We start from the raw sequence: 9838 nt of genomic DNA, 5'->3' as shown, positions 1-9838 counted from the left end.
TTGATTTTACTTAAAGGAATAGGTTATGGGTTTATTGAAAAAATAAATCGAGATGATATAACTAAATATGTAGGTTGAAATAGGGCGGGGGAATAATAAAAATGAATAGCATTAAAATAACACCATCTAGTCTACAAGGGAAAATTACAGTTCCACCCTCAAAGAGCCTTAGCCATAGAGCTATTATAGCAGCTGGGCTTGCAAGTGATACTTGCAATGTAGAAAATGTAGTTTTTTCAGAGGATATTTTAGCTACTTGCAATGCAATGAGGGACCTAGGGGTATCAGTTACAAAAGGCAAAAACAATGCAACCATAAATGGAAATGGTTTTTCGAAAAAAACCGAAAATAATATTGATTGTTCGGAATCCGGCTCTACCCTTAGGTTTTTGATTCCTATAGCTCTACTTACAGGGAGTGAATTTACTTTTACAGGTAAAGGAAGACTGGTCACAAGGCCTCTTACCCCTTACTATAAAATGTTTAAAGAACAAGATATAAAATACAGCTCTAATGATGGGCTCCCACTTACGATGCAAGGAAAGCTTAAAGCTGGTGAGTATAAACTACCGGGGAATATAAGTTCGCAATTTATAACGGGTCTTCTTTTTGCACTTCCACTTTTAAAAGGGGACTCAAAGATAATTGTGACTACTGAGCTGGAATCAAAAGCATATGTAGACTTAACAATAGATGTACTTAGTAAATTTTCTGTTCATATAGAAAATTTAGGATATAATGAAATTAGAATTGTTGGAGAACAGAAATATATAGCTAAGGATTACAGAGTAGAAGGAGATTTTTCTCAAGCAGCATTTTGGCTTGTAGCTGGAATCTTAGGAGGAGATATTCAGTGTGAAGATGTGAATATAAAATCACTTCAAGGCGATAAAGTTATTGTAGATATCATTACTAAAATGGGTGGTAATATATCTATTGAAGGGAGTAAAATAAAAGTAGTAAAATCAAAAACACATGGAGCTGTAATTGATGCATCGGAATGCCCTGATTTGGTTCCTATTTTAGCGGTGCTTGCATCATTAAGTAAAGGAAATACAAAAATAATAAATGCTGGTAGACTTCGCATTAAAGAATGTGATAGATTAAATGCAATGGCTACAGAACTCACAAAACTTGGTGGTGATGTGGTGGAAACAGAAGATGGACTTATTATTCATGGAAAAGAAAATTTAAAGGGTGGAACTGTTGACAGTTATAATGATCACCGCATTGCAATGGCGCTATCTGTAGCTTCTATAAGATGTAATGGACCAGTAATAATTACTGATAGTGATTGTATAAAAAAATCTTATCCGGAATTTTACAATGATTTTGTAATGTTAGGAGGTAACGTAAATGAGTGGACTTTGGGGCAATAAAGTTAAGTATTCTATATTCGGTGAATCTCATGGTAAGGGCATAGGAATTAACATAGATGGATTGCCTTCTGGGATAAATCTTGATCTTCACGCTATTGCATATGAAATGAAACGAAGAGCGCCAGGTAAGGACAATATATCAACGCCTAGGAGTGAAAAGGACGAATTTCAAATTATAAGTGGATATTTTAATGAGAGAACAACCGGAACGCCACTGTGCGCAATTATATGGAATACAGATATGCACTCTAAAGATTATGAGGAACTAAAAACTGTAATGAGACCGGGCCATGCAGATTACACTGGCAATGTAAAATACTCTGGTTTTAATGATTATAGAGGTGGAGGACACTTTTCAGGACGGATAACGGCGCCCTTAGTTTTTGCTGGAGCTATTGCAAAACAGATTTTAAAGGAAAAAGGAATATCTATTGGTGGACATATATATCATATTGCAGGTATATATGATTGTCCTTTTAATAATGTGAATATAAATTCAGACACACTGAAGAAATTAGATAAGCAGACATTCCCAGTTTTAGACCAGAGTAAAGGTTCTGAGATGATAAGTGCTATTCATAGCGCAAAAGAAAATCAGGATTCTGTTGGAGGGGTGGTAGAATGTGCTATATTAAATTTACCTGAGGGGCTGGGGTCTCCTTTCTTTGACTCTGTAGAAAGCCTGCTTGCACATCTTCTCTTTTCCATACCTGGAGTAAAGGGCGTAGAATTTGGAGCAGGCTTTGATATGGCGAATTTGAATGGTTCAGAGGCCAATGATGAATTTTATATGGATGAAGATAAGGTTAAAACATATACAAATAACAATGGAGGGATTTTAGGAGGTATTTCCACTGGAATGCCCTTAGTCTTCAAAGCTGCATTTAAGCCAACAGCATCTATTGGGAAGGTTCAAAAAACCATTGATATAAGCAAAATGCAAAATACAGAGATAAGAGTTAATGGACGGCATGATCCTTGTATTGTGCAAAGAGCACTACCAGTTGTAGAAGCTGTTGCAGCTATGGTTATTCTTGATTTGTTGTAGATTTATGTTATTTAGTCATGGAGGGGGGATAAAATAGTGGATATAAAAGATTTAAGAAATGAAATTGATGCTATAGACAGTAAGCTTGTAGAATTATTTGAGCAAAGGATGGAGACCGCTCTTAGAATAGCTCGATATAAGAAAGAAAATAATATAGATGTATTAAATTCAAGTAGAGAACAAGAGGTAATTTCAAGAGGTGAGAGTAGACTTTTAAATAAAAATTTAAAGGGGCCTCTCCAAAAGTTTTTAAATTGTATTATGGAAATAAGTAAAGAAGCGCAGAGCGTAGTATTGTGCTCAGAGGTTATAAAAGAAAACAGTAACAATGAGCTAATTGTTGGTTTTCAAGGCGTTGCGGGTTCTTTTAGTGAACAAGCGCTTCTAGATCACTTTGGTGAGAGTACAAAGACAAAAGCCGTAGATGAATTCGAAGACATATTTACGCAGCTCGAAAGTGAATCTATAAAATATGGAATTCTTCCTATTGAAAATTCTTCAACGGGAGGAATTACTGATGTATATGATTTGTTAAATAAATATGATTTTAAAATAGTTGGGGAAGTTTGTTTAAAAGTGAATCATAATTTGATGGCGATTAAAGGCGCAACAATAGAGGATATTACTGAAGTGTATTCACATTCACAAGCCCTTAGCCAGTGTAGTGAATTTTTAAAGTTAAAGACTTCATGGACACAGGTTCCATTTTGCAACACAGCAAAAAGTGCGGAGTTCGTATATAATTCCAAAGAAAAATTCAAGGCTGCAATTGGAAGTAGAAGGGCTGCTTCGCTTTATAATTTAAATATTCTAGCTCACAATGTAAATTCTAATAGTAAAAATATAACACGATTCATTGTTGTTTCAAAGAATTTGGAGGTGAATAGTGAGTGCAATAAAACTAGTGTGATGTTTGTTACTCCTCATAGATCTGGGTCACTATATAATATCTTACGTCATTTTTCAGAAAACAATTTGAACCTTCTTAAAATAGAATCAAGACCCATATGGGATAAACCATGGGAATATTTTTTCTATATAGATTTTGAGGGTAATTTAGATGAAAATACTGTAAAAGAGGCTATGATTGAAATAAAAAAAGCTAGTAGTTATTTTAAAATTCTTGGAAATTACAAGAGTTTTATTTAAGGAGGAGGTGAAATTTATGGGATTATATGGACTTTTGGGTGAAAGCTTAAAACATAGCATTTCTCCTCTCATACATTCAATAATTTTTACGGAGTTAAATATAGAGGGAAATTATGAATTGTTTGAGATTGAAAAGGAAGAAGTTGAAAACACTATAAATAAATTTAAAAATATAGGGGTAGGCGGTATAAACGTCACAATTCCCTATAAAAAAGTAATTATGAAATCTTTAGATGAAATCACGAGTGAAGCAAAGAAAATTGGAGCCGTAAACACAATTTGTTTTAAAGATAAGAAAAGCATTGGATATAATACAGATTATGCTGGGTTTGGTATGATGCTTACTAAAAACAATATAGATATTAAGATGAAAAAAGCAGTCGTTCTAGGTAGTGGTGGAGCTGCCAAGGCAGTGATACAATATCTTATAGATAGTGAAATCGGTGAAATAACAGTTGTGAGTAGAGGGGCTAATAAAATAAAAGATATACATAACAACAAGGAATATAACATTATATCCTACGAGGAGGTTTCACGCATGCATGATAAGGATCTTATTATAAACTGTACACCGTGTGGGATGTATCCAAATGTAGATAACTGTCCAGTAGAAAAAAGTGATATAGATAAATTTTCTACAGCCATTGATCTGATATATAATCCAAAAGAAACTTTGTTTTTAAAGTATGCAAAGCAGCTGGATATGAAAGCTGTTAATGGTTTATATATGCTTATTGGGCAAGCAGTATGTGCTCAGGAACTATGGCATGATATAAAAATAAGTAATAAAATCATAAATAGTGTTTATGAGAAATTGGAGTAGAAATTATATGGATGGTAAGAACATAGTACTTATAGGCATAACTGGTTGTGGAAAAACGACAATAGGAGATATTTTAGCTGAAACACTTCAATTACCATTTTATGATGTGGATATGTATATAGAAAAAGAACAAGAAAAAAGCATAACAGATATATTTATACAAGGGGAAGAATATTTTAGAAAAATAGAGAGCTTGGCGCTAGATAAAATTATAAACAAGTGTGGTCGTAAGGTGATATCTACTGGGGGTGGAGTGGTTAAAACACATAAAAACATGGAGCTTTTCCTAGACAATTCCATTGTACTATTTTTAAATAGAAATATACAGGGGATAGTAGGTGATATTGATGTTACCAGTCGCCCACTTTTATCAGCAGATGTGTCTAAAATATATGAATTATATGAGCAGCGACTTCCACTTTATAAAAAATACTGTGATTATGAAATAAAAAATAAGGAAAGTATAAAAGAGACCGTAGATGAAATATTAAATATTTTGAGGTGAAGTTATGAAAATATTAATTATAAATGGACCCAATATTAATTTTTTAGGAATTAGAGAAGTGAATGTATATGGTAACACTAATTACAAACAAATGTGTGATAATTTATATGAGATATCAAAAGACCTATCTATAGAACTAAATATAGTTCAGAGTAATATAGAAGGAGAACTTATTAATTTTATACAAGATGCCTATTCTAAATATGATGGCATCATAATAAACCCAGGTGCTTATACACATTATAGCATTGCAATTTATGATGCACTAAAGGCTGTGGCAATCCCAACTGTTGAGGTACATATAAGTAACATACATGCGAGGGAAGAATTTAGAAAAACCTCAGTTACAGCTCCAGCTTGTATAGGGCAACTTTGTGGTTTTGGTGTTTATGGATACACAATGGCATTAAATGCTTTTGTGAACAGCATATTAAAGCCTCGGTAAGTGAAACAATGAGCCTCAGCAATTTATTGTTGAGGCTCATTGTTTTTACATATTATTTTTTATAAACTTAATTATATAACTTAATGTGTAAAAATCACAATTTAGGTCTTCATGAATCATATTTAACCCTTTAATTAATGTTTGTTCATCAAAATTTTTTAAGAGTATCATTAAACTTATTACGTTAATGGTACCATTTTTTGTATCAAGAACCCTTGCAGATTTTACATATTTGTTTTTCATAACATTCACAACAGCGAATCGAAGATCTTCACTGATTTCAAGCTCAGGCATTTCAGTTAAAACTTTAACCCCAGGGTTTTTAATATCAAAATTTTTAGCTTTTGTGACATCAGTCCCCAAAAATATAGTGTTTTTAAATTCTACATCTTCGAAATTCGCACCATCTAAATTTACAGAATCAAATATAGCATTTTCAAATATAGCACCTTCAAAATCACTATCTTTTAGATTCGTTCCAATGAATTCAGCCCATTTAAAAGTACACTCTAAAAAAATACATGATTTAAAGTGTGCTCCGCGAAAACTTACAAAATTAAAATTTGAGTCTGAAAAATCACTGTTATAGCAATTACTTCTCTCAAGATTTTTATACATAAAATTCTTACCTGTTTTCTCTATATTGTTATAAACAAAATTACCCTTAACACTACGATTCTTAGCCATTTTTACCTCCATGGCAAATTATAAATTTGCCTTTCTTATGTTGATATTTCATTTTAAATACTATACACAATTTGAATAAAAGTCAATACTTTATTTAATGAAAATTCAATTTATCAAGAGGTATATGAGTATTATAAATTATAATTTTCTAGTATTGCCAAAAGAAACGCTCCATTTTCATAGAATAATTCACCATCAGCAAAAATCTTTCCACCATTTCTCATATTACAAAGCATATCCCAGTGAATAGTAGATCTATTTAATCCACCGGCTTCAGGCATTGAATCTCCAATAGCCATATGAACTGTTCCACCAATTTTTTCATCGAAAAGCATATTTTTTGTAAAATCTTTAATGCCATAGTTTGTTCCTATAGCTATTTCCCCAAATCTGCAGGCGCCTTCATCAGTTTCAAGAAGAGCTTTAAGGAGTTCTTCTCCTTTTGTGGCTGTTGCTTTTACCACCTTTCCGCTTTCAATTTCTAAAACTATTCCTTCTATTTCTTTTCCCATATATATTCCTGGAAAACTAAAAGTAATTATTCCATTAACTCCATCTTCAACAGGAGAGGTAAATATCTCTCCGTCTGGGAAGTTTACTTTTCCATCACAGTTTATCCACTTTCTTCCATCTACATTTACTTTGATATCTGTTCCTACAGAAATGAATTGTAAGCTTTTCTTAGTATCAAGATATTTAATCCATCTTTCTTGCTCATCACTTATCTTTTTCCACTCTTTTGCAGGATTTTCAGCATCAAGTAATCCAGCACCATAAACAAAGTCCTGATAATCGCTAAAACTCATTGAAGCTTCCTGAGCATCAGAATAAGTAGGAAATTGTGTGCCACACCATCTTAGTGAACCATTACCCATTTTTTCAGAGTATATCTTTCTCCAGCTTGCAGCACCTTTAGAGGACATCTGAAGTCTGTATGCATCGATTCTTGAATTTGTTTTTGTATTTCTATTTCCCCAGGCTGAAATCCATACGTCCGCCTTATCAAGCATAGTTTTCATAAGCACGTTTTCCTGAAGTAACTGCTCTTCACTGCTGTATTTAAGTTTTATTTCTGACACTTCCTGTGAAAAAAGTGCGGTTTCTACATTAGCACCGGCCTTCACAGCTTCCTTTACTACCTCTATCATCCATGGGGTTGCAACCTCATCACAACATACAAATACAAAATCACCAGGTTTAACTTGGGTAGAATAATTGACAAGAAGCTTTGCAAGTTTGTTAAGTCTTTGATCAGCCATTTATAATTTCTCCTTTCAAGCGTATAAAATTATTTTTTTATGACAAAATAGTATAATAATAACAATTATTTATTGAGTGGTGATTTTAAATGAAAAATAGTATTTTTACTGGTTTACTAATTAAATTAATAGTAGGATTAATACTGACATTATATATTATGTTTTTATATATGGACTTTTATAATGTAGAAACTATAATTACTTCTGCAAGTATAAAGTATTTATGTATATTACTTTGCTTTTTGATATCAATACTCCATACTAAAAATTTACATGTAGATAAAGTTAATGATCGAGATAGACAATTACTTAAGTTGGGGTTATTTATTACTATAATTGCGGACTTGTGCTTAATTATATTAGATTTTTATATTATTGGTGTGCTTTTTTTTACTTTGGTTCAAATTATATACTGTGTAAGATATACAAATAAAAATATTAAAGTAATGCTTATAAACATTTTTACTGTTTTTATATTTATAGTTTTTGCATATGCAATAGCTATATTATTTATTGGGGAAATTAATATTTTATTACCAATTTCATTATTTTATGTTAGTTGTCTACTAAGCAGTGTTATTAAAGCTATAAAAGCTTCAATTAACAATTTATATACTTCAAAAATCAAACATATGATAGTCTTCGGTATGGTGCTTTTTCTTTTATGTGACGCATGTGTAGCCTTATCTAATATAACTGTTATTTTTCCATTATCAGATTATATAATGACAAGTTTACATACAATATCTTCTTTATTAATTTGGGTGTTCTATCTTCCATCACAGTTACTTTTGGCTTTAAGTGGAAATGGTAGAATTTCAAGGTGACTTATATATAGAACTTCAATATAGCTTTTTACAGATTTTCAAAATATGTTACTGCTTGTTTTTGTGCGCTAATTATTTTTTCACAGAAAAGATCAAATTCACTATCCTCAATTTGGAGTTCTGGATGAGACAGTATATGTTGAATGGAAATCTTAATACCTTGATCAAATCTTGTGGTGGCAATAAAGCTTGGAACAAGTCTTTTAATTTTACTGTTATTAAAAACTACAGTGTTTGACTTATCACCTATTAATCCTCCTTCAAAGTCAGATTGACATTTAACTAGGAAGTCCGTGGATACATGAAATTTTTCGACCTTAACATCAAGTGCGGCTCCAATAGTATCATATATTTGATTCCAGGTTAAAGATTCATCAGAGGTAATTTGAACAGCCTCTCCAAGAGCGGATCTGTTTCCCATAATTCCAACAAAGGCTTTTGCAAAATCAGAGTTATGCGTTACTGTCCATAGGGAACTGCCATCACCAGGGATTATTACGGGCTTTCCCTTCATTATACGATCAATAACCTGATAAAAACCTTTTTTACCGTGAATTGCAACGGGGATACTATCCTTGCTATATGTGTGACTCGGACGAACTATCGTAATGGGAAAATTATTATTTCGATATTCTGAGAGCAGTAGTTCTTCGCAGGCTATTTTGCTGCGAGAATATTCCCAGTATGGATTAGATAGTGGAGTACTTTCGCTAACTTCGTAGTATGACAATGGTTTTTGATAAGCTGATGCAGAGCTAATAAAAATAAATTGTTTTGTATTTCTTTTAAAAAGTCTTATATCTCGCTTAATTTGTAATGGTTCAAATGCAATAAAATCAGCAACTACATCAAAGTTCATATTTTCTATAAGTTTCGTGACAGCGGCCTCATCGTTTATATCAGCAGTTATAACCCTAGCACCTTCTGGAACTCTGTCCATTTTATTACCTCTGTTTAGTAAATATAGTTCCCAGTTTTCTTCGATTGCAAGTTTAGATATAGCAGTGCTAATTGTGCCTGTTCCACCTATAAATAGTGCTTTCATATTAATCCCCTTTCTATAAATGTTTTTATAAATAACCTAATGATACTAGTCGTATTTTACCATTAATTATCTGAACTTTCAAACTTATAAGCTTTGCTACTCTTTGTAACAATACTGACCACATAGATAAATATTAAATGAAGTATAGTTTTTTTGAAAGTAATAACTTGACAAGCCGGTAAAATAATAGTAAAATGACAACAATATATATAACAGAAAAAATTTTTAAGAAATAGGAGGGCAATTATTATGTTTGTAATAGGGTCAATTACCACCAGCATGGGAAAAAATCTAATGAAAAATTTTAATTGTTCTATAGCTTCTTAAAATATAAGATGAGTGAATTATTTTAATCTTATATTATGAGCTGTTAGGACGCAATTGCTCATAATGGTGTTAGTATTAAAATGATTTTAATAATAGAGAATACTTCAGTACTTATAAATACCGTGTTCATATGTATTTATAATTTATTGGAATCTAAGTATTTTAAATGTTTATTATAAATCGTAAGCACTGTTAACATGGGTTAACAGTGCTTTTATTAGTGTGCCAGGCATGGCAATTAACTAGGTGGTGAAAGTCCACTGTGGGGGTCTGTAGTTACCAACCACTAGCTGAAGACAAGGTATCCACCGTGAGGTGTGAGCTGGAGGAAGTCCTAGGCAAAG

The 9838-nt window shown here is 32.2% G+C and carries 10 protein-coding genes; 7 read left to right on the top strand and 3 right to left on the bottom strand.

The genetic code is table 11. The features are described from left to right. The first annotated feature begins 101 nt into the window (after positions 1-101). Genes aroA through aroQ form a run of 6 tightly spaced genes read left to right on the top strand, consistent with a single transcriptional unit; the run spans position 102 to position 5349 of the window. Entirely contained in the window at positions 102-1379 is a 1278-nt protein-coding gene (gene aroA / locus ACJAX4_RS18845) for a 3-phosphoshikimate 1-carboxyvinyltransferase (RefSeq protein ID WP_435790978.1), read from the top strand. Beyond that, positions 1357-2427, top strand: coding sequence for a chorismate synthase (gene aroC, locus ACJAX4_RS18840; protein ID WP_435790977.1), 1071 nt, complete (start codon positions 1357-1359; stop codon positions 2425-2427). Before aroA ends, aroC begins: the two co-directional genes overlap by 23 nt. Positions 2428-2463: 36 nt before the next feature. After that, positions 2464-3576 (top strand): prephenate dehydratase, encoded by a 1113-nt coding sequence (gene pheA / locus ACJAX4_RS18835; RefSeq protein ID WP_435790976.1) that lies wholly within the window; start codon positions 2464-2466, stop codon positions 3574-3576. 16 nt (positions 3577-3592) lie between these two features. Continuing rightward, positions 3593-4399, top strand: coding sequence for a shikimate dehydrogenase (gene aroE, locus ACJAX4_RS18830; protein ID WP_435790975.1), 807 nt, complete (start codon positions 3593-3595; stop codon positions 4397-4399). A 7-nt stretch (positions 4400-4406) separates the two neighbouring features. Then, positions 4407-4904 carry a shikimate kinase gene (locus ACJAX4_RS18825; RefSeq protein ID WP_435790974.1) on the top strand — a complete coding sequence of 166 codons (498 nt, stop codon included), beginning with the start codon at positions 4407-4409 and terminating at the stop codon, positions 4902-4904. A 4-nt stretch (positions 4905-4908) separates the two neighbouring features. Then, the gene (gene aroQ / locus ACJAX4_RS18820; protein WP_435790973.1) at positions 4909-5349 is read left to right on the top strand and encodes a type II 3-dehydroquinate dehydratase; all 441 of its coding nucleotides are present in this window, start codon (positions 4909-4911) and stop codon (positions 5347-5349) included. Between the two features lie 45 nt (positions 5350-5394). Here the strand turns inward: aroQ and ACJAX4_RS18815 are convergent, their stop codons facing one another. Then, a complete protein-coding gene (locus ACJAX4_RS18815; RefSeq protein WP_435790972.1) occupies positions 5395-6036 on the bottom strand; it encodes a pentapeptide repeat-containing protein in 642 nt (213 codons plus the stop codon). 131 nt (positions 6037-6167) lie between these two features. Further along, on the bottom strand, positions 6168-7295 hold the full coding sequence (locus ACJAX4_RS18810) for an aminopeptidase (protein ID WP_435790971.1): 1128 nt from the start codon (positions 7293-7295) through the stop codon (positions 6168-6170). 89 nt (positions 7296-7384) lie between these two features. On the opposite strand from ACJAX4_RS18810, the gene ACJAX4_RS18805 reads away from it, so the two are divergent. Then, positions 7385-8122, top strand: a complete 738-nt coding sequence (locus tag ACJAX4_RS18805) for a lysoplasmalogenase family protein (RefSeq protein ID WP_435790970.1) — start codon at positions 7385-7387, stop codon at positions 8120-8122. Between the two features lie 28 nt (positions 8123-8150). On the opposite strand, the gene ACJAX4_RS18800 is transcribed toward ACJAX4_RS18805, so the two are convergent. Beyond that, positions 8151-9167: an SDR family oxidoreductase gene (locus ACJAX4_RS18800; protein ID WP_435790969.1), complete on the bottom strand. Its 1017-nt coding sequence runs from the start codon at positions 9165-9167 to the stop codon at positions 8151-8153. Between the last annotated feature and the right edge of the window lie 671 nt (positions 9168-9838).

This window comes from Clostridium sp. (assembly GCF_051278035.1).
GTDB lineage: Bacteria > Bacillota > Clostridia > Clostridiales > Clostridiaceae > Clostridium_AD.
This window is presented reverse-complemented; position numbering and strand designations above follow the sequence as displayed.

Excerpts from the sequence above, each read along its gene's own strand:
- ACJAX4_RS18800 (WP_435790969.1), bottom strand. The coding sequence starts at position 9,167 with ATGAAAGCACTATTTATAGGTGGAACAGGCACAATTAGCACTGCTATA.
- ACJAX4_RS18825 (WP_435790974.1), top strand. The coding sequence starts at position 4,407 with ATGGATGGTAAGAACATAGTACTTATAGGCATAACTGGTTGTGGAAAA.
- aroE (WP_435790975.1), top strand. The coding sequence starts at position 3,593 with ATGGGATTATATGGACTTTTGGGTGAAAGCTTAAAACATAGCATTTCT.
- ACJAX4_RS18805 (WP_435790970.1), top strand. The coding sequence starts at position 7,385 with ATGAAAAATAGTATTTTTACTGGTTTACTAATTAAATTAATAGTAGGA.
- ACJAX4_RS18810 (WP_435790971.1), bottom strand. The coding sequence starts at position 7,295 with ATGGCTGATCAAAGACTTAACAAACTTGCAAAGCTTCTTGTCAATTAT.
- ACJAX4_RS18815 (WP_435790972.1), bottom strand. The coding sequence starts at position 6,036 with ATGGCTAAGAATCGTAGTGTTAAGGGTAATTTTGTTTATAACAATATA.
- aroC (WP_435790977.1), top strand. The coding sequence starts at position 1,357 with ATGAGTGGACTTTGGGGCAATAAAGTTAAGTATTCTATATTCGGTGAA.
- aroA (WP_435790978.1), top strand. The coding sequence starts at position 102 with ATGAATAGCATTAAAATAACACCATCTAGTCTACAAGGGAAAATTACA.
- aroQ (WP_435790973.1), top strand. The coding sequence starts at position 4,909 with ATGAAAATATTAATTATAAATGGACCCAATATTAATTTTTTAGGAATT.